Origin of the sequence: Herbaspirillum sp. BH-1, assembly GCF_002870055.1 — a bacterium.
GTDB classification, from domain to species: domain Bacteria; phylum Pseudomonadota; class Gammaproteobacteria; order Burkholderiales; family Burkholderiaceae_D; genus Herbaspirillum; species Herbaspirillum frisingense.
The window spans coordinates 1-19,256 of record NZ_PKOI01000019.1; the positions used below are offsets into that span (position 1 = coordinate 1).

19 protein-coding genes and 1 rRNA gene are annotated in these 19,256 nt (G+C 63.4%); 6 read left to right on the forward strand and 14 right to left on the reverse strand.

Going from position 1 to position 19,256, the window contains the following annotated elements; translation table 11 throughout:
• Nucleotides 1–2 precede the first annotated feature (2 nt).
• Nucleotides 3–115: ribosomal RNA gene (gene rrf / locus HBH1_RS20255) — 5S ribosomal RNA — on the forward strand.
• 916 nt (nucleotides 116–1,031) lie between these two features.
• Here rrf and HBH1_RS20260 read toward each other — a convergent pair.
• Complete coding sequence (locus tag HBH1_RS20260; protein ID WP_102664122.1) at nucleotides 1,032–2,435, reverse strand: sensor histidine kinase; 1,404 nt, start codon at nucleotides 2,433–2,435, stop codon at nucleotides 1,032–1,034.
• Between the two features lie 4 nt (nucleotides 2,436–2,439).
• Nucleotides 2,440–3,126, reverse strand: a complete 687-nt coding sequence (locus tag HBH1_RS20265; protein WP_006464643.1) for a response regulator transcription factor — start codon at nucleotides 3,124–3,126, stop codon at nucleotides 2,440–2,442.
• A 258-nt stretch (nucleotides 3,127–3,384) separates the two neighbouring features.
• Here HBH1_RS20265 and phnD point away from each other — a divergent pair, with 258 nt between their 5' ends.
• The 5 genes from phnD (at nucleotide 3,385) to glpD (ending at nucleotide 8,541) form a co-directional block, all read left to right on the forward strand.
• A complete protein-coding gene (gene phnD, locus HBH1_RS20270) occupies nucleotides 3,385–4,374 on the forward strand; it encodes a phosphate/phosphite/phosphonate ABC transporter substrate-binding protein (protein WP_006464642.1) in 990 nt (329 codons plus the stop codon).
• 156 nt (nucleotides 4,375–4,530) lie between these two features.
• The gene (phnC, locus tag HBH1_RS20275) at nucleotides 4,531–5,301 is read left to right on the forward strand and encodes a phosphonate ABC transporter ATP-binding protein (protein WP_006464641.1); all 771 of its coding nucleotides are present in this window, start codon (nucleotides 4,531–4,533) and stop codon (nucleotides 5,299–5,301) included.
• The gene (gene phnE, locus HBH1_RS20280; protein ID WP_006464640.1) at nucleotides 5,298–6,113 is read left to right on the forward strand and encodes a phosphonate ABC transporter, permease protein PhnE; all 816 of its coding nucleotides are present in this window, start codon (nucleotides 5,298–5,300) and stop codon (nucleotides 6,111–6,113) included. The genes phnC and phnE (HBH1_RS20280) overlap by 4 nt, the downstream gene beginning before the upstream one ends.
• The gene (gene phnE, locus HBH1_RS20285) at nucleotides 6,106–6,939 is read left to right on the forward strand and encodes a phosphonate ABC transporter, permease protein PhnE (RefSeq protein ID WP_006464639.1); all 834 of its coding nucleotides are present in this window, start codon (nucleotides 6,106–6,108) and stop codon (nucleotides 6,937–6,939) included. Before phnE (HBH1_RS20280) ends, phnE (HBH1_RS20285) begins: the two co-directional genes overlap by 8 nt.
• Before the next feature lie 18 nt (nucleotides 6,940–6,957).
• Entirely contained in the window at nucleotides 6,958–8,541 is a 1,584-nt protein-coding gene (glpD, locus tag HBH1_RS20290) for a glycerol-3-phosphate dehydrogenase (protein WP_102664123.1), read from the forward strand.
• On the opposite strand, the gene HBH1_RS20295 is transcribed toward glpD, so the two are convergent.
• The 12 genes from HBH1_RS20295 to urtB all read right to left on the reverse strand — a co-directional run bounded on the left by HBH1_RS20295 (nucleotide 8,523) and on the right by urtB (nucleotide 19,152).
• Nucleotides 8,523–9,134, reverse strand: a complete 612-nt coding sequence (locus tag HBH1_RS20295; protein ID WP_102664124.1) for a HupE/UreJ family protein — start codon at nucleotides 9,132–9,134, stop codon at nucleotides 8,523–8,525. The two genes, glpD and HBH1_RS20295, sit on opposite strands and share 19 nt — an antisense overlap.
• Before the next feature lie 202 nt (nucleotides 9,135–9,336).
• The gene (ureG, locus tag HBH1_RS20300) at nucleotides 9,337–9,969 is read right to left on the reverse strand and encodes an urease accessory protein UreG (RefSeq protein ID WP_006464636.1); all 633 of its coding nucleotides are present in this window, start codon (nucleotides 9,967–9,969) and stop codon (nucleotides 9,337–9,339) included.
• 43 nt (nucleotides 9,970–10,012) lie between these two features.
• Entirely contained in the window at nucleotides 10,013–10,693 is a 681-nt protein-coding gene (locus HBH1_RS20305) for an urease accessory protein UreF (protein ID WP_102664125.1), read from the reverse strand.
• Nucleotides 10,694–10,696: 3 nt separating this feature from the next.
• Nucleotides 10,697–11,230 (reverse strand): urease accessory protein UreE, encoded by a 534-nt coding sequence (ureE, locus tag HBH1_RS20310; protein ID WP_102664126.1) that lies wholly within the window; start codon nucleotides 11,228–11,230, stop codon nucleotides 10,697–10,699.
• 17 nt (nucleotides 11,231–11,247) lie between these two features.
• A complete protein-coding gene (gene ureC / locus HBH1_RS20315; RefSeq protein ID WP_102664127.1) occupies nucleotides 11,248–12,948 on the reverse strand; it encodes an urease subunit alpha in 1,701 nt (566 codons plus the stop codon).
• A complete protein-coding gene (locus HBH1_RS20320) occupies nucleotides 12,945–13,289 on the reverse strand; it encodes an urease subunit beta (protein WP_102664128.1) in 345 nt (114 codons plus the stop codon). Before HBH1_RS20320 ends, ureC begins: the two co-directional genes overlap by 4 nt.
• A gap of 10 nt (nucleotides 13,290–13,299) precedes the next feature.
• The gene (locus HBH1_RS20325) at nucleotides 13,300–13,602 is read right to left on the reverse strand and encodes an urease subunit gamma (RefSeq protein ID WP_102664129.1); all 303 of its coding nucleotides are present in this window, start codon (nucleotides 13,600–13,602) and stop codon (nucleotides 13,300–13,302) included.
• A 76-nt stretch (nucleotides 13,603–13,678) separates the two neighbouring features.
• A complete protein-coding gene (locus tag HBH1_RS20330) occupies nucleotides 13,679–14,578 on the reverse strand; it encodes an urease accessory protein UreD (RefSeq protein ID WP_369878633.1) in 900 nt (299 codons plus the stop codon).
• Nucleotides 14,579–14,825: 247 nt separating this feature from the next.
• Nucleotides 14,826–15,524, reverse strand: coding sequence for an urea ABC transporter ATP-binding subunit UrtE (gene urtE / locus HBH1_RS20335; protein WP_102664130.1), 699 nt, complete (start codon nucleotides 15,522–15,524; stop codon nucleotides 14,826–14,828).
• Nucleotides 15,525–15,542: 18 nt separating this feature from the next.
• Complete coding sequence (gene urtD / locus HBH1_RS20340; RefSeq protein ID WP_102664131.1) at nucleotides 15,543–16,412, reverse strand: urea ABC transporter ATP-binding protein UrtD; 870 nt, start codon at nucleotides 16,410–16,412, stop codon at nucleotides 15,543–15,545.
• Nucleotides 16,409–17,539: an urea ABC transporter permease subunit UrtC gene (urtC, locus tag HBH1_RS20345; protein WP_102664132.1), complete on the reverse strand. Its 1,131-nt coding sequence runs from the start codon at nucleotides 17,537–17,539 to the stop codon at nucleotides 16,409–16,411. The genes urtD and urtC overlap by 4 nt, the downstream gene beginning before the upstream one ends.
• Entirely contained in the window at nucleotides 17,536–19,152 is a 1,617-nt protein-coding gene (urtB, locus tag HBH1_RS20350; protein ID WP_102664178.1) for an urea ABC transporter permease subunit UrtB, read from the reverse strand. Before urtB ends, urtC begins: the two co-directional genes overlap by 4 nt.
• Nucleotides 19,153–19,256: the final 104 nt, after the last annotated feature.

The window sequence follows — 19,256 nt, forward strand, 5'->3', positions numbered from 1 at the left end:
TGCCTGATGACTATAGCAAGTTGGTACCACCCCTTCCCATCCCGAACAGGACCGTGAAACGACTTCGCGCCGATGATAGTGCTGCAACCAGTGTGAAAGTAGGTCATCGTCAGGCTTGTTACTCCCAGGAACCCTCGTTACGTAAGTAGCGAGGGTTTTTGCTTTGGGGCGGCGAAAATACGCACCCATCCCATCTGGCCGCATACAACTCAACAGGCCCGCGCTGATTACCATCGCGCTCCTGCTCTCATCAGGCTGACCTCAACTTGGGTTCAAGTGACCCGGATAGCAGAGCTGGCAAGGCGGTCACTCCACCGGCAGCCTTCTGATCAGCTGGCGTTGCGCCGTAGAGGCCATGCTTCTGCGTTAGTAGTGCCCTACCCACTGCGGCACACTGCGCGTGCGCGGGACAAAATATCATCCACAAGCACTGGGGATAGCACCGCCAACACTCCTTGGCGGTGTCCCAATCCTCACCGTTATCGGCATGCAGCCAAGCTTGCTTCCCGTCGCATCACCCCACCGACGCGACTTCCTGCTGAACTATTCCACAGTTCACAACAACCAGAGCCAAGGTAGTCGATCAGACTTATACACAGTGATTGTTGACGAGCATCTCGTCCGCTGCACCTGCGTCAATGTCTTATCCACAGCCAGAACGATCCGGCACACCCGCGCGATCATCGTATGCACAAGCAAAAATAAAATTACCCTCGCATAGTCTTCCTATACGACCACAGCACCGACATTACTAATACCCGCAGATCAGGCTCGTAATTTCGCGAGACAATAAAAATGCCGGCATGGCCGGCATCTCTAACAATTCACACGCATAAGCAGATCAACAGTATCACGCTGATCTATCCACAAGTCCGCCGCCAGCTTGGCTTCCAGCCAAGATGTCCACAACAGGAACAAGAATCCAGGCAAGAGAAATACTTATACACAGCATCTCCGACAACGACCTGCAACCAGAGCATCCTGCATTCCAGCGCCGGGAAAAATCTAAGTTTTCCACAGCCCTTTCAAACTCAGCCAGTCACCGCCCTGAAATGCACCACCGCATCCAGTCCCTCCACCTGAACACCGCCGCCCATCCGATTGCGCAAGCTGATGGTCGCCTGCATCGAGTCCACGATCTCACCGCAGATCGTCAGTCCCAGTCCACCTGAAGAAGATCCATTCGAGGAAAACGCCTTGAAGACATTTTCCATGGCCGGTGCGTCGATACCCTCCCCGCTATCCCAGATCAGCAACTCCGCCACCTCGTTCCTCGCGCTGATGCGAATCCCCAACCGTCCCCGCACCGGCGTATGCCGTATGGCGTTGTGCAAGAGATTGGAGATCAGCTCGCCGATCATCCACGGATGCCCCATCACCAGTATCTTCTCGGCTTCCAGTTCAAAGTCCAGGTCCTTCTCCGCAATCAACGGCGACAGGTCCACTGCCGTCTCACGCGCCAGCATGCCCAGATCACACACCTCCTGTGCACCCCGTCCCCGTATCTGCTCGACCTTGGCCAACGACAGCAACTGATTGGCCAGGGTGGTCGCCCGCTCCACCGTTCCCGACATCTCCTGCAGGATCTCCTGCGCCGGCGCATCCCCGCGCAAGCCCGACTGCAACTGCGTCTTCAATACCGCCAGCGGAGTACGCAACTGGTGCGATGCATTGGCCACAAAGCGTTGCTGGTGATCCAGGAGGCGCCGCAAGCGCGCCATCAACTGGTTCAGTGCATTGATGAAGGGTTGCAGCTCACGCGGCGCCATCGGCGGCGCCACCGGAGACAGATCGTCTGCCGGCCGTTCATCCAGCTGGCGGCGCAAGGCATCCACAGGTTGCAAGGCACGCCGCACCACATACAAGGTCACCGACACGATCACCACCAGCAAGGCCGCCTGTCGGATCAGCGTTTCCCAGAAGATCTTGCGGGCCAATGCACTGCGGTTCTCCATCGTCTCCGCCACCTGCACCAGCGCCGCACCACGCGGGTCATTGGTCACCACCGGCTGGAACAGTGCGGCCACCCGCACCGGGACGCCGTTGTAATTGTCTTCGTAGATATGCGCCAGCGCGGGATAGATGGCCTCCTTGTCCGCCTTGCCCTTATAGGATGGCAAGTCGGCATCGCCGTCGAAGAACTTTCCTTCCAGGTCATTGATGCGATAGATCATCCGGCTCGAATAATCCGCCTCGTAGATTTCCAGCGCCGCATAGGGTAGCGAGGCCTTCAGCTCGCCATTCTCGATACGCAGCAGATCACCGATGGAATGTACGGAGGCGATCAGCATGCGGTCATAGGCCGTGTTCACCGACTCCAGCGTATTGCGATACAGGGAAAAGGAATCGATGATGATGAACAGCGCAATCGGCGAGATGATCCATGCCAGCAGATAGGCGCGCACCGAGCGGCGCCGCGAAAACAGATGCGCCACGTCCTCAGTCCCCGCCGCCCTGCTGCTGCCTGTCGCGCAACAGATAACCCAGGCCGCGCAAGGTCATGATTTCCGCACCGGTCTCCATGAGCTTCTTGCGCACCCGATGCACCACCACTTCGATGGCCTCCAGTTGCGTATTCTCTTCCATCGGGAATACCAGCCGGAACAGCTTCTCCTTGGTCACCGCATGCCCCGGCTTGGCGATCAGCGCCTTGAGCAGCGTATGCTCGCGCGGCGTCAATTCCAGCGGATCATCACCGCAATAGAAGGCGCCGGAACCTCGATCGAAGCGCAGGCGCCCGCAACGCTGTACACCGTCATCGGCATTGGTACGACGACGCAGCAAGGCGCGGATGCGCGCATCCAGTTCATCGAGGTCGAAGGGCTTGGCCAGGTAGTCGTCAGCGCCCGCGTTCAGACCTACCACGCGATCGCCCACCGCGCCGCGCGCGGTCAGCACGATCACCGGCGTGCCGATATCCTGCGAGCGGATCCGTTGCAGCAGGTGCAGGCCGTCCAGCCCGGGAATGTTGAGGTCCAGTACCACCAGGTCGCCGACCCCATCCTTGATGTGCGACAACGCACTGATGCCGTCGCCGCAATGCGTGACCTGAAAACCCCGTCGCTCCAGCGCCCTGAGCAGCGCACGCGACATGTCGATGTCGTCCTCCACCAGCAGGATATGCATGATGTCCCATATCGTTATCGTTGGTAAGCCGCCTTTATACCGCCAAACCTCCCCCAGCGCGAGCCCTGTGCGGATGCGCTTTGAAAGCAGATTGAAAGCCACCGGAAAGGCAGCTGCAAGGAAACCCTCGTTTTGGCTAGGTGCCACAGTAGTAAAAGCCGCGCCCCTCGCCTACACTCCCGCACATCGCCGGCCAGCACCTGATTTTGTCAGCCGTCGCGACCGGCACCAAGACCAAAACCATCTCTAGGAGACAGCATGACCCAGCGTCTGATCAAGACCCTGTTGGCACTCGCCCTGGCCGCACCGGCCATCGCCTTCGCCCAGGACACCTGCACCAACCGCGGTGACCTCGACCAGCAATACTGCGACGCCAATAACGATCTCACGGCCGACACCCCCACCGATCCCAAGAAGCTGAAGAACCCCAATACCCTGGTCTTCACCTTCACCCCGGTGGAAGACCCGGCCGTCTACGACAAGATCTTCAAGCCCTTCACCGACTACCTGTCGCAGTGCACCGCCAAGAAGGTGGTGTTCTTCCAGGTCCAGTCCAATGCCGCTGAAATCGAAGCCATGCGCTCCGGTCGCCTGCACGTCGGCGGCTTCTCGCCCGGCCCCACCAACTTCGCCGTCAACATCGCCGGCGCCGTGCCGTTCGCTGTCATCGGCGACGCCAAGGGCTACCAGGGCTATACCCTGAACGTGATCGTGCGCAAGGACAGCCCCATCCAGAAGATGACCGATCTGAAGGGCAAGAAGGTCGCGCACACCGCACCCTCCTCCAACTCCGGCCACATGGCGCCGATGGCCCTGTTCCCCAAGCTGGGCGTGACCCCGGACAAGGACTACAAGGTCATCTTCTCCGGCAAACACGACCAGTCCATCCTGGGCGTGAACTCGGGTGACTACGATGCCGCCGCCATCGCCTCCGACGTCTTCGACCGCATGGTCGAGCGCGGCGTGATCAAGGCCGAGAACTTCCGCGTCATCTGGCACAGCGAGAAATTCCCGACCCAGGACTTCGCCTATGCGCATGACCTGGAGCCGAACTTCCGCGACAAGATGCTCAAGTGCTTCTACGACTACCGCTTCACCGATGAGCTGAAGAAGGCCTTCGCCGGTTCCGATCGCTTCTACCCGATCAACTACAAGAAGGACTTCGAAATGGTGCGCTTCGTCGCCCATTCCGCAGGTGAATCCTTCAACCGCGCCGCCTACGACAAGCAGAACGCCGGCAAGAAGTAAGCACGTGGCCTGAGTCTCCCACCCGTGGCCGTCCTGGCCCGGGTGCCGCAGTACCCGTCCTACACCGAACCAAGCAACACGGCCCGTGCCCACCGCACGGGCTGCGGCCCCTCGCATCCCGCGAATGGCCGCGCATCACCAGAGAAAGCGCCTCCCATGTCACACGCCATCGAAATCCAGGGCCTGGTCAAGGAATACAAGCCCGGCCATCCCATCCTCAAGGGCATCGACCTGAAGATCGGCGATGCCGGCCTGGTCGCCATCATCGGCCCTTCCGGCACCGGCAAGTCGACCCTGATCCGCTGCATCAACCGCCTGGTGGACCCCAGCCGCGGCGCGATCTGGTTCGAAGGCGAAGGCAAGCGCGTGAACCTGGCCGAGCTGCGCGGTCGCGCCCTGCGCGAGCAGCGCCGTCACATCGGCATGGTGTTCCAGGAATACAACCTGGTCGAGCGCCTGTCGGTGATGGAAAACCTCCTCTGCGGACGCCTGGGCTACGTCAACGCCTTCACCGCCTGGCGCCGCAACTTCAGCAAGGAAGACATCGCCCACGCCTTCGAGCTGCTGGACACCGTCGGCCTGGGTAATTTCGCCAACCAGCGCGCCGATGCGCTTTCGGGTGGTCAGCGCCAGCGCGTGGGCATCGCCCGCGCCCTGATGCAGCGCCCGCGCCTGCTGCTGGCCGACGAGCCGACCTCCTCGCTGGACCCCAAGACCTCCTTCGAGATCATCTCGCTGTTGAAGGAACAAGGTCGCGCCCAGAAGATCCCCGTCATCGTCAACATCCATGATGTCGAACTGGCCAAGCGCTACGCCGACCGCATCATCGGCATGTCCGGCGGCCACGTGATCTATGACGGCAATGCCGAGAACCTGTCGGATGACTTCCTCAAGCAGATCTACGGTGGCGAGGACTGGCTGGCATGACAACCGCAACTCCCCCCACCCCACAGAACGCCGGTGCCCGCGTGAGCCTGGCCTTCAAGCCGCAGCTGGTCACCCGCGTGGTGATCTGGCTGATCGCCCTCTACGCGATCTACGCCGCCACCCAATTGGGATTCTCCTGGGAGCGCTTCTCCTCGGGTCTCGGCAACGGCGCCAAGTTCCTCGGCCGCATGTTCCCGCCTGACCTGTCCAAGGGCGACATCCTCTGGGGCGGCATCAAGGAAACCCTGCAGATCGCCGTGCTGGCCTCGCTCTTCGGTATCCTGCTGTCGCTGCCCATCGGCCTCATGGGGGCACGCAACCTGATGCCGGCATGGATCTCCTGGCCCGCACGCGCACTGGTGTCGGTCTGCCGTTCGCTGCATCCGGTGATCGTGGCCATCCTGTTCGTCAAGGCGGTCGGTTTTGGTGCCCTGGCCGGCGTGCTGGCGTTGATCGTGGCGTCCATCGGTTTCATCGGCAAGCTCTTCGCCGAAGCCATCGAAGAGATTTCCATCAAGCAGGTCGAAGCCATCCGCGCCACCGGTGCCTCGTTCATGAACGTGATCCTGTTCGGCGTCCTGCCGCAGGTGATGTCGCGCTTCGTCGGTTTCTCCACCTACCAGCTCGATTCCAACCTGCGCAACTCCACCATGGTCGGCATCGTCGGCGCCGGTGGCGTGGGCGGCGTGCTGTTCTCCGCCTTCCAGCGCTTCGACTACGACTTCGTGCTCACCATCCTGGTCACCATCATCACCATCATCGTCGTCGGCGAACTGCTGGCGAACTCGGTCAAGAAGGTCTTCAATGTCTGATACCGTCCTCTCCCGTCCCCCGGCCGCACTCACTCCGGCCGAGCGCGAATGGCAGCGTCACACGCCGCTGCAGCGCGTGCTGCGCTTCACGGTGTGGCTGGTCATCGCGCTGGCCGTGGTGCAGTCGCTGCGCTATATCGAAATCATCCCCGAGTTCCTCTACGATGCACCGGAACAGATGAGCGACATGCTCTCCCGCATGTGGCCCGTCGACTGGGAATACTTCGGCACGGACGTGAAGGCCGGCCTGATCGAGACCCTGCACATCGCCACCCTCGGCACCCTGCTCTCCATTGTCCTGGCCATTCCCTTCGGTCTGCTGGTCGCGCCCAATCTGACCCGCAACCGTGCCTTGAACCTGTTCGCCCGCATCGTGCTGGTGGCCAGCCGCTCGGTCAATTCGCTGGTCTGGGCGCTGCTGTTCCTGGCCATCTTCGGACCCGGCCCGCTGGCGGGCACCCTGGCCATCGCCTTCCGCTCCATCGGCTTCGTCGGCAAGATGGCTGGCGAAACCATCGAGCAGATGCCGCGTGGTCCCATCGAAGCCCTGCAGGCCTCAGGTGCCAGCAAGTTCTCCGAAATCTGGTACGGCTACTGGCCACAGCTGAAGCCCGCCTTCATGTCCATCGTGCTGCTGCGCTGGGATATCAACGTGCGTGAATCGGCCGTGCTGGGCATCGTCGGCGCCGGTGGCGTGGGCATGGTGCTGGACACCGCCCTGAACTTGTTCCAGTGGCCGCGCGTGGCCACCGTGCTGGTCTCCATCTTCGCCATCGTGATCGTCACCGAAGTGGTGGTGACCCAGATCCGCAAGCGCATTCTCTAATCCTGAAGCGAGGCCTGCATGAAAGCACGTGGCACCGAAGGCATCACCTATCCCCCGCAATACGACCTGCTGGTGGTCGGCGGCGGCATCAACGGCGCCGGCATCGCCCGTGACGCCGCCGGACGCGGCCTCTCGGTGGCGCTGTGCGAGCAGCACGACCTGGCGCAGCACACCTCGTCGTCCTCCAGCAAACTGATACACGGCGGTCTGCGCTACCTGGAGCACTACGAGTTCGGCCTGGTGCGCAAGGCCCTGATCGAACGCGAAGTGCTCCTGCGCAGCGCCCCCCACATCATGTGGCCGTTGCGTTTCGTCATGCCGCACGACCAGGGCCAGCGCCCGGCCTGGCTGATCCGCCTGGGCATGTTCCTCTACGACCACCTGGCCCGGCGCGAACTGTTGCCCGGCTCGCGTGCGCTGGACCTGCGCCGTCACCCCTCGGGTGCGCCCCTGAAGTCGCAGTTCACCCGCGGTTTCGTCTATTCCGATGGCTGGGTGGATGACGCGCGCCTGGTGGTATTGAACGCCATGGACGCCGCCGAAAAAGGCGCCCACATCATGACCCGCACCCGGTGTGAATCCCTGAGCCGCCAGGAACAGGGCTGGCAAGCCGTGCTGCGGCGCGCCGATGGTCATGCCATGCAGGTGCGCGCACGCTGCGTGGTCAACGCCGCCGGTCCCTGGGTGGCCCAGTTCCTGGGCGACGCAGCCCACGTGCACTCCAGCAAATCGGTACGTCTGGTCAAAGGCAGTCACATCGTGGTCAAGCGCCTGTTTGACCATGATCACGCCTACATCTTCCAGAACCCGGATGGCCGCATCGTCTTCGCCATCCCCTACGAACGCGACTTCACCCTGATCGGCACCACCGATATCGAATACAAGGGCAACGTGGAAAATGTTGCCATTTCCGAGGACGAGATCGGCTACCTGTGCCAGCTCGCCAATCGCTATTTCGACCAGCCCATTACCCCGGCCGACGTGGTCTGGTCCTACTCGGGCGTGCGTCCATTGCTGGAGGATGCCGCCGCCGACGCCTCGGCCGTCACCCGCGACTACCAGCTCGACCTGAACACCCAGGGCGCCCCGCTGCTCTCCGTCTTCGGCGGCAAGATCACCACCTTCCGCAAGCTGGCCGAGGAGGCGGTGGACATGATCGCCCCCACACTGGGCAACCAGCGCGGCGCCTGGACCGAGGGCGGCTGCCTGCCGGGTGGCGACCTGTTCGGCACGAAGCCGGCCAACCGTTCTGTGCGCGAGTTCGATCAATACGTTTCAAGTCTGCAGCAGCAGTACCACTGGCTGCCGGCATCACTGTTGCAGCGATACGCGCGCGCCTACGGCAGCCGCACGCATGGGCTGCTGGAAGGAAAGAAGACCTTGGAAGAGATGGGAGAAGAGATTCTGGGCGGACTCTACGCCGCCGAGGTGGACTATCTGTTGCGCCACGAATGGGCCACCAGCGCGGCCGACATCCTGTGGCGGCGTTCCAAGCTCGGCCTGCATTTCCCCAAGGGCAGCGAGGCCGTGCTGGACGCCTGGCTGGCCGCGCGCGGCGGCCAGCCGGAGGTAGAACAATCGCTTCAGGCAGCCAGCAGATAGGCACCCACGGCGGCGATACCCACGCCGCCGATGCGCACCACGCGGTCGGCCATCTTCTGGCCGGCCACCAGGCCGATACCCAGACCGGCCGCATGCAGCAACGCGGTCGCGGCAATGAAGCCGGCGCCATACAGGGCGGCCGAGCTACCGTGCGGCAGCTCTGCACCATGCGCATAGCCATGGAACATGGCAAACAGCGATACCACCAGCGTGCTGCCCCACAGCGGCATGCGCACCGCAAACGCGATCAGCAGACCCAGCACCGCCACCGACGCGGCGATCCCCGTTTCCACGGCCGGCACCTGCAGGCCAGTGAAGGCCAGCAACGCGCCCACTACCATCATCAGCGGGAAGGCCAGCGGCAGCACCCACAGGGCGCGCTGCTTGCTTTGTGCCGCCCACAGGCCCACGGCCAGCATGGCCAGCAGGTGATCCACGCCCGAGAACGGGTGGGCGAAGCCGGCGGCCATGCTGGCCGTGGCATCCATGGTCGAACCGGGATGGCCCGGGTGGGCCAGCGCGGAGCCGGCCGCCAGTGCGGTGACGGCCAGCACGCCCAGGCGGGCGCGGGTCTTGGTCGAGACAGTAAACATGATTTCTCCTTGGGCAGATTCTGCAAAAAATGACAGGCGGGTCTAAGTTGTAGGGGCAGCGTCGGACAGTCGATACGATGCGCTTTCCGTTCGGACTGAGTAGCGGCTCTGCCGCGTATCGAAGGCGCTCGGTCGTGACGTCTTCGATACGGCCCTGTCGGGCCTACTCAGTCCGAACGGCAGTCATTGATTCAAGCCGCGTTCATTGAACTGGCTTCTGGTCCAGCAAGCCCTGCTTGCGGATGTACTCGATCACCTTCTCCACCCCATCGCCACTGCGCAGGTTGGTGAACACGAAGGGGCGTTCGCCACGCATGCGCTTGGCATCGGCCGCCATGATATCCAGATTTGCGCCCACATAGGGCGCCAGGTCGGTCTTGTTGATGATCAGCAGGTCGGAGCGGGTGATGCCGGGGCCGCCCTTGCGCGGAATCTTCTCGCCACCGGCCACGTCGATCACGTAGATGGTCAGGTCCGACAATTCCGGGCTGAAGGTGGCCGCCAGGTTGTCGCCACCGGACTCCACCAGGATCAGGTCCAGGTCGGGGAAGTCGGCGCTCATGCGGGCGATCGCCTCCAGGTTGATCGAGGCGTCCTCGCGGATGGCCGTGTGCGGGCAGCCGCCGGTCTCCACCCCCATCAGGCGATCGGCCGGCAGCGCATCGGCGCGCAGCAGGATCTCCATGTCTTCCTTGGTATAGATGTCATTGGTGATGACGGCCATGTCGTAATGGTCGCGCATGCGCTTGCACAGCATTTCGCACAGCGCCGTCTTGCCGGAACCGACCGGGCCGCCGATGCCCACGCGCAGCGGATTGGAAGTGGAATTGCTCATGGTTGTCTCTTGGTTCGTGTAGCTACGTTAATGATATAAATGATCAGGAGCGATAGATGCGGCTGTACTGCACCTCATGCTGCATCGACAGCAGCGACAGTCCCGGCGCCCAGTTGCACAGATCATCATCGTCCAGCGTCAGCGCCGTCGCCGCCGCCCTCTCCAGCTCCGGCTGCAGCGACAGCAAGATGCGCTGCCCTGCCACCTGCCCCAGCGGCACCGTCTTCACGCAGGCCAGCACCTGATTCTCGGCCCAGGCGAAGAGCATGCCCAGCACCGCCGCCTCCCGTGGCACCTGCAGCGCCACCGTGGCATAGGCCAGCGCGGTGGGCAGCGGCACTTCCGGCTGTGCCTGCAACAGCGCCAGCAGCTCGGCGTCGCCCAGCTTCAGGTCGGCGACCAGCTTGCCCAGCGAATAACCCATCTGGATGGTCTCGGCGCGGAACTCCGAGGTATCGCGCGCCGCCACGAAGCGCTCGGTCCAGCGCGTGACCGCCTCGGCATCGCGAGATTCAAAGGCCGCCACCAGTCGCGCAAAGATAGGCGCCTCGAAGCGCGCCACCACCTCATGCAGCGCATGGCCGATCCAGTCGCGTGCCGCCGCTTCGCTGTTGACCCGCCCGTTCTCGATGGCCGCCTCCAGCCCTTGCGAATAGCTGTAGGCGCCGATCGGCAGGGACGGGCTGCTCAGTTGCAGCAGATGCAGCAAGGCGCTGGCTTGCATGGATCAGCCCTCGTCCTTCTTGTCGCTGGGCCGGTGGATCTTCTGGCGCAGCGGGATCGGCGCCAGCGGATTGTGATGATGGTCGTCACCGTGATGGTGATGACCACCGCCATAGGCCCCGGCTTCCGGTTCGAAGGCGGCGGCTTCTTCCGACACGCGCGCGCCCAGACCTTCCAGCATTTCCTTGAGCACCGGGTCCTTGCGGATGCGCAGGAAGCCCACGCCCCCCGCATGGCCGATATGCGCCTGGGTGTGACGATTGCCGAGGTGGAAGGCGCAGCGCAGCAGCAGGTGCGCGTCGGCCGCATCGACCCGGTAGGTGGCCTCGGCCTTGGCGATGATCTTCACTACGCGGCCATCGTCGCCGCGCAGCAGGTCGCCATCGCGCAGCACGGTACCGCGCACGGTGAACACCGCCACATCCTCGCCCGAGCGCAGCGTGGCGCGCAGGCGGCTCTTCTCGCGCTGGTCGTAGGGCAGTTCCAGTTCACCGTCGATCTGCGCGGCCTGGTCTATCTTGGTATTGAGAGTCAGCATGAAAAATTCTAAGGAAATCAGAACAGGAAATAACGCTGCGCCAGCGGCAGCGACACCGCCGGCTCGCACACCAGCAGCTCGCCATCGGCGCGCACTTCATAGGTCTCGGAATCGACTTCCATCTTCGGTGTGGCACCGTTGTGGATCATGTCGCGCTTGCGCAGGTTGCGCATGTTCTTCACCGCCACCACCGGCTTGTTGAGCTTCAGTTGCTCGCCGATACCGGCGTCGAAGGCAGCCTGCGAAACGAAGGTCATGGACGTCTTCAAGCCACCGCCATAGGCGCCGAACATCATGCGGTAATGCACCGGTTGCGGCGTTGGGATGGAGGCATTCGGGTCACCCATCTGGGCTGCCGCGATCATGCCGCTCTTCAGGATCATCGAGGGCTTGGCACCGAAGAAGGCTGGCTTCCACAGCACGATGTCGGCGATCTTGCCCACCTCCAGCGACCCCACCACGTGCGAGATGCCGTGGGTGATGGCCGGGTTGATGGTGTATTTGGCGATGTAGCGCTTGATGCGGAAGTTGTCGTTGCGGGACGTATCTTCTTTCAGCGAACCGCGCTGCACCTTCATCTTGTGCGCGGTCTGCCAGGTGCGCAGGATCACCTCGCCCACGCGGCCCATGGCCTGCGAGTCGGAGGACATCATCGAAATCGCGCCGAGGTCATGCAGGATATCCTCGGCCGCAATCGTCTCGCGGCGGATGCGCGATTCGGCGAAGGCGATATCCTCGGCAATGGCCGGGTCCAGGTGATGGCAGACCATCAGCATGTCCAGGTGCTCGTCCAGCGTATTGACCGTGAACGGGCGCGTCGGGTTGGTGGAGGACGGCAGCACGTTGCCCTCGCCCACGGCCGCAATGATGTCCGGTGCGTGACCACCCCCTGCGCCTTCCGTGTGGAAGGTGTGGATGGTACGGTCCTTGAAGGCCGCCAGGGTGTGCTCCAGGAAGCCGCCTTCGTTCAGGGTATCGGTGTGGATGGCCACCTGGATGTCCATGCGATCGGCCACCGTCAGACAGTTGTCGATGGCGGCCGGCGTGGAGCCCCAGTCCTCGTGCAGCTTCAGGCCGATGGCACCGGCGCGGATCTGTTCTTCCAGCGGCAGCGGCAGGCTGACATTACCCTTGCCGAGGAAGCCCAGGTTCATCGGGAAGGCATCGGCCGCCGCCAGCATCGAATGGATGTGCCAGGGGCCGGGCGTGCAGGTGGTCGCCGCCGTGCCCACGGCCGGACCGGTGCCGCCACCCAGCATGGTGGTCACGCCGCTCATTAGCGCCTCCTCGATCTGCTGCGGACAGATGAAGTGGATGTGGCTGTCGATGCCGCCGGCGGTGACGATCATGCCTTCGCCCGCAATGATCTCGGTCGCGCCGCCGATGGCCATGGTCACACCGGGCTGGATGTCCGGATTGCCGGCCTTGCCGATGCCGGCGATCTTGCCCGACTTGATGCCGATGTCAGCCTTGACGATGCCCCAGTGATCCACGATCAGCGCATTGGTGATGACGGTATCCATCACGTCGGCGTGGGCGCGCTGCGACTGCCCCATGCCATCGCGGATCACCTTCCCGCCGCCGAATTTCACTTCCTCGCCATAGATCGTATAGTCCTTCTCGACTTCGAGGAACAGTGCGGTATCGGCCAGGCGCACGCGGTCGCCGACGGTGGGGCCGAACATCTCGGCATAGGCCGAGCGGGAAATCTTGCTCATTTGGTCTGTCCCTTCTTCTCCGTGCCGACATTGGCTTTCAGCTTGCCCATCACCAGTGCATTGAAACCATAGACGCGGCGGTCCCCCGCCAGCGCCACCAGTTCCACCGTGCGTTCCTGGCCCGGCTCGAAGCGCACTGCCGTGCCGGCGGCGATGTTCAGGCGCATGCCATAGGCCACGGAGCGCTCGAAGCGCAGCGCCGGATTGGTCTCGTAGAAATGGAAGTGGGAACCCACCTGGATCGGCCGGTCGCCGCTGTTGGCCACCGTCACGGTGGCCGTGGCACGGCCGGTATTGAGTTCGATGTCGCCGGGTTCGACCAGCATTTCGCCTGGAATCATGACGCGCTCCTCAAGGAATCGGATGGTGGACGGTGACCAGCTTGCTGCCGTCGGGGAAGGTGGCTTCGACCTGGATGTCGGGGATCATCTCCGGCACGCCTTCCATCACATCGTTGCGGCTCAGGATGGTGGTGCCCTCGGACATCAGCTCGGCCACGGTCTTGCCGTCGCGTGCGCCTTCCATGATGGCGGCGGTGATCAGGGCCACCGCTTCCGGATAGTTGAGCTTCAGGCCACGCGCCTTGCGGCGTTCGGCCAGCAGCGCGGCGGTGAAGATCAACAGCTTGTCTTTTTCTCTTGGTGTCAGTTCCATGTTGGCTCCCGGCCGGCTGGCGGCCTTCAGTTTCTATGACTTTGCTCGTTGCTTGATGCAGTTTCTACGATGCAGCTCAGGTATTCCAGATACGGGGGATCGCCGCTTCCCTGCCGGTGACTGCAGGCCTCAGCACCTGCCAGGCCGTATGCAGCCATTGTCGCGCCACCAGGCTGGATTGGCCCATGTAGCGGGCGATCAGCACCTGCTTCATCAGGGTGGCGCCGCTGCGCCCTTCCAGTTGCAGCGCGCCGATGGTCTCGCGCAGGCGGCCCAGCAGGGCGGCATCCATGCCATCACCCACGGCGATGAGCGTACCGCAGATGGTCTGTCCGTCCAGCGCCAGCGGCCCCTGCATGGCACCCGCCTCAGCCTGCAGGCGGCCTTGCTCGAACCAGACCAGCTTGCCGCCACGGCGGATGCTGGTGCGCTGGCTCACTGCGCCGGTGGTGAAGGTTTCGCCGGAGGCGGTGCGACCAAAGCAGAGAATCTCCGCACCCAGGTAAGCGGCGTCGGCCGCCAGGGTCACCTCGTGTTCCATGCGCACATCGGCGCCATCGAAGAAGATGGTTTCCTGCGGCAACCATTCCAGCTTTGCACCTGCGCCGGCGTCCAGGCGCACCACCTGGCGCGAATGCTGGCCGTTGGCGCGATACCATTTGCCGGCACCCGGCGTGGTCAGCAGGGCATGGGCGCGTTCGCCCACCTCGGCCGTGATGGAGAGCTGGTCGCCGCCCACGATCCCGCCCGGGGGATGGACGATGATGGCATGGCAGATGGAAGGGTCTTCGGGGTAGAGCGGTTTCTGCACGCGCAAGGGGCCGAAGTGCTGGCGTCGCAGCAGGCGCGTGGTGCCGCCATCGTCGGCAAAGCCCAGCGTCAGGCGTGCCTGGTCCGGCGCATGCCGCAGGGGCGCGCCCGGGGTCGCAGGGGCCGGCATGCTGGCGGGTTCCGGATGGCCGGGGAGTCGTTTCATACCTGGTTCTTCATTGCGTGGTGGGCAGCGTGCGCCGGGTCTGCCGGCCGCGAACATGCGACTTTATAGCAGACCCGCCGCAAATGCGCAGCTTCGTCTCGTGCATCGCTCTCCGTTCGGACTGAGTAGACCTGCAGGGTCGTATCGAAGGCGCTTAGCTGCCTGTCGACGCGGGCGCGCCTTCGATACGCCGCTTTGCGGCTACTCAGTCCGAACGGTATCTGTTGGACTGGGCTCCTCAGATACCTCAGACCGCCAGATGCTTCCTCACATCCTCGCCATCCATCTGGTCCTGCGTACCGGCCGCGACCACCTCGCCACGCGACATGACCACGAAGGTATCGGCCAGCTCGCGGGCGAAGTCGAAATACTGCTCGCACAGCAGGATGCCGATATCGCCGCGCTGGCGCAGCAGGCTGATGACGCGCCCGATATCCTTGATGATGGAGGGCTGGATGCCTTCGGTCGGCTCATCCAGGATGATCAGCTTGGGCTCGGCCAGCAGCGCCCGGGCAATTGCCAGCTGTTGCTGCTGACCGCCGGAGAGGTCACCCCCGCGACGGTGCAGCATTTCCTTCAGTACCGGGAAGAGTTCATAGACCTCGCCCTTGATGCTGGAGGCACGACGACCCGACAGCGTGGCCATGCCCATGAGCATGTTCTCTTCCACCGTCAGGCGCGCGAAGATCTCGCGCCCCTGCGGCACGTAGGCGATGCCCAGCCGGGCGCGCTGGTGGGGCTTCAGTTTGGTGATGTCGTGGCCTTCGAACATGACGTTGCCACGGGCCACCGGCAGCACCCCCATCAAGCATTTCAGCAGCGTGGTCTTGCCCACGCCGTTGCGGCCCAGCAGCGAGAGCACGCGGCCCTTCTGCACATCGAGCGAGACACCGCGCAGCGTATGCGCCGCGCCGTAATACTGGTTCAGTTCATTGACTTGCAGCATGGATGATGGTCTCCGCTCTTATCGTCCCAGGTAGACTTCGATGACACGCTCGTTGGATTGCACCTGGCGCATGTCGCCCTCGGCCAGTACCGATCCCTCGTGCAGCACGGTCACCTTGCCACCCTGGGCAATCTCTTCGACGAAGCCCATGTCGTGTTCCACCACCATGATGGAATGCTTGCCGCGCAGCTCGTTCAAGAGCTCTGCCGTGCGCGCTGTCTCGGCGTCGGACATGCCGGCCACCGGCTCATCCAGCAACAGCAGTTGCGGCTCCTGCATCAGCAGCATGCCGATTTCCAGCCATTGCTTCTGGCCATGCGAGAGCAAGCCGGCCAGACGATGCTCCTGGCCGTTCAGGCGGATCAGCTTGAGAATCTCCTCGATCTTGCCGATCTGCTCCGACGACAGGCGCGCAAAGAGCGTGGTCTTGACGCGCTTGTCCATCTTCATCGCCAGTTCCAGGTTCTCGAACACGGTGTGCTGCTCGAACACGGTAGGACGCTGGAACTTGCGGCCGATGCCGGCGTGCGCGATTTCATACTCGGTCATCTTGGTCAGGTCGATGGTCTGGCCGAAGAAAGCGGTGCCGGCGGTGGGCCGGGTCTTGCCGGTGATGACATCCATCATCGTGGTCTTGCCCGCGCCGTTGGGACCGATGATGCAGCGCAGCTCGCCCACCGAGATATCCAGGTTCAGGTTGTTGATGGCTTTGAAGCCATCAAAGGACACTGTGATGTTTTCCAGGTAGAGGATGGCCCCGTGGGTGGTATCGACGCCCTCGGGTTTGATGCGATCGTAGGACGTGCCATGGTCGGCGCGGGGCGTATCGACATTGCCGCCCAGGCCGCCGATGGCGACAGGGCTCTTGCCAGGTTCGATGGCACTCATGCGGCCTCCTTGGATGCGCTCGCTTCAGCCGGCGAGGCGGCGCGTTTCTTGAGTTTCTGTACCAGTCCCAGGATGCCCTGCGGCAGGAACAGCGTCACCAGGATGAAGATCAGGCCCAACGCATACAGCCACAGGTCGGGGAAGGCTGCGGTGAACCAGCTCTTCAGGCCATTGACGGTAAAGGCGCCGATGATGGGGCCGATCAGCGTGCCACGGCCACCGACGGCGGCCCAGATCACCATCTCAATGGAGTTGGCCGGCGACATCTCGGACGGATTGATGATGCCCACCTGCGGCACGTACAGCGCCCCGGCGATACCGCAGATCACGGCCGACAGCGTCCATACGAAGAGCTTGAACCACAGCGGGTTGTAGCCGATGAACATGAGGCGCGATTCGGAATCGCGCACGCCCTGCAGCACCCGGCCCAGCTTGGAGGTGACGATCATGCGGCAGACCAGCAGTGCGCCCACCAGCAGTGCCAGCGTCACCAGGTACAGCACCGCCTTGGTGGACGGCGCGGTAATGGTGAAGCCCAGGATGCGCTTGAAGTCGGTAAAGCCGTTGTTGCCACCAAAGCCCGTGTCGTTGCGGAAGAACAGCAGCATGAAGGCGAAGGTCATGGCCTGCGTGATGATGGAGAAATACACGCCCTTGATGCGCGAACGGAAGGCGAAGTAACCGAACACGAAAGCCAGCAGGCCCGGTACCAGCACCACCAGCAGCATGGAGAACCAGAAGTGGTCCGTCATCCACCAGTACCAGGGATAGGCCTTCCAGTTCAGGAACACCATGAAGTCCGGCAGGTCGCTCTGGTAGACCCCGTCACGGCCGATGGCGCGCATCAGGTACATGCCATGCGCGTAACCACCCAGCGCGAAGAACACGCCATGGCCCAGCGACAGGATGCCGGTGTAACCCCAGACCAGGTCCAGCGCCAGCGCCGCCATGGCGTAGCACATGAACTTGCCGACCAGCGCGATGGTATAGGACGACACGTGCAGGCTGCTGTCCGCCGGGAACAGCAGGTTGCAGATCGGCAGCAGCGCCAATACCACGGTGCAGATGACGATCCCGGCCCAGGCCGGGCGATTGAACAGCGAGGGGCGCATGATCATGGTGCTCATTCGACGCTCCTTCCCTTGAGTGCGAAGAGACCTTGTGGACGCTTCTGGATGAATACGATGATGAAGACCAGGATGGCGATCTTGGCCAGCACGGCGCCGGCCATCGGCTCCAGGAACTTGTTGACCTCGCCCAGGCCGAAGGCGGCAATCACGGTACCGGCCAGCTGGCCCACGCCTCCCAGCACCACCACCATGAAGGAATCCACGATATAGCCCTGGCCCAGGTCGGGGCCGACATTGCCCAGCTGCGACAGGGCCACGCCACCGAGACCGGCGATGCCGCAGCCCAGGCCGAAGGTCATCATGTCGATCTTGCCGGTGGACACGCCCACGCAATCGGCCATGCGGCGGTTCTGCGTGACGGCGCGCACGAACAGGCCCAGGCGGGTCTTGTTCAGGATCAGCCACACCGCAAACACCACGAACAGCGCAAAGAACACGATCACGATGCGGTTATAGGACAGCACCAGCGAACCCAGCACGGTGACCCCGCCCGACATCCAGCTCGGGTTGGCCACTTCCACGTTCTGCGCGCCGAAGATGGAGCGCACGCCTTGCATCAACATCAGGCTGATGCCCCAGGTGCAGAGCAGGGTCTCCAGCGGACGGCCGTAGAGCCAGCGGATCACCAGGCGTTCCAGCGCGATACCCACGGCCGCGGCGACGATGAAGGCCGCCGGCAGGGCCACCACCAGATAGGCATCGATGGCGCCCGGGAAGAACTTGCGGAACACCAGCTGGCACACATAGGTGGTATAGGCGCCGATCATCAGCAATTCACCATGGGCCATGTTGATGATGCCCATCAGGCCGAAGGTAATGGCCAGGCCCAGCGCGGCCAGCAGCAGTACGCTGCCCAGCGAGACGCCATAGAACAGCTTGCCGGCGAAGTCCACGATGGCCAGATGGCGGTCCAGCGCCGACAGGGTGCGCACGGCTTCCACCCGCACGCCTTCATCGGGTTCGACATAGGAGCCATCCGGATTCTTGGCCAGCATGTTTTCCAGCGCCGGCTTCAGCGAGGCATTGGTGGTCTCGGCCAGCGTCTTGACCGCAGCACGGCGCGCGGCCGGGTCGGTGGCATGCAGGTTGGCGGTAGCCTGCACCTGCAGCAGCACGTCCTTGATCTGGGGATCGCTTTCCTTGGCCAGCGCCTTTTCGATCAGCGGGATCTGCGCCGGGTCGGCATTCTTCAGGAGCTCGCTGGCGGCGGCCAGGCGCTGGTCGCGTTGCGGCGAGAGCAGCTTCAAGCCCGACAGGGCGCCATCGACGGCGCCACGCAGGCGGTTGTTGACGGTGATGCCCTCGGCATCATCGGGTGCCGGGCCGGTCTGGTCGGTGGCCGGGTTGAAGGCCTTGCCCGCATCATCGACGATGAGCACGTCACCGGCAGGGGTGACATAGAGCGCGTCGCTGTTCAAGGCATTGAGAATCTTGAGCGCGTCGTCGTTGGCCAGCGCCGCAATCTGGTTGACGGCGGCGATGCGCGCGTCAGGGTCGTCTCCGCCAAGGGGCTTGAGCAGGTCCGGTGCGATGGCCGCGCCCGCCGTCAGGGCATGGACGCAAAGCCAGGTCGCGAGGAGCCCGCGTAGGAACTGGATGGCTGGTGTCATGATGGTGTGCGCCTCGAAGCGCGAGCCGGACACGAAGCCGTGGCCGATGCGCATCGTCGGGCGTTCTTCTTGTGGAGGGAGGAACGTGCGGCGGTTGGAGCTCC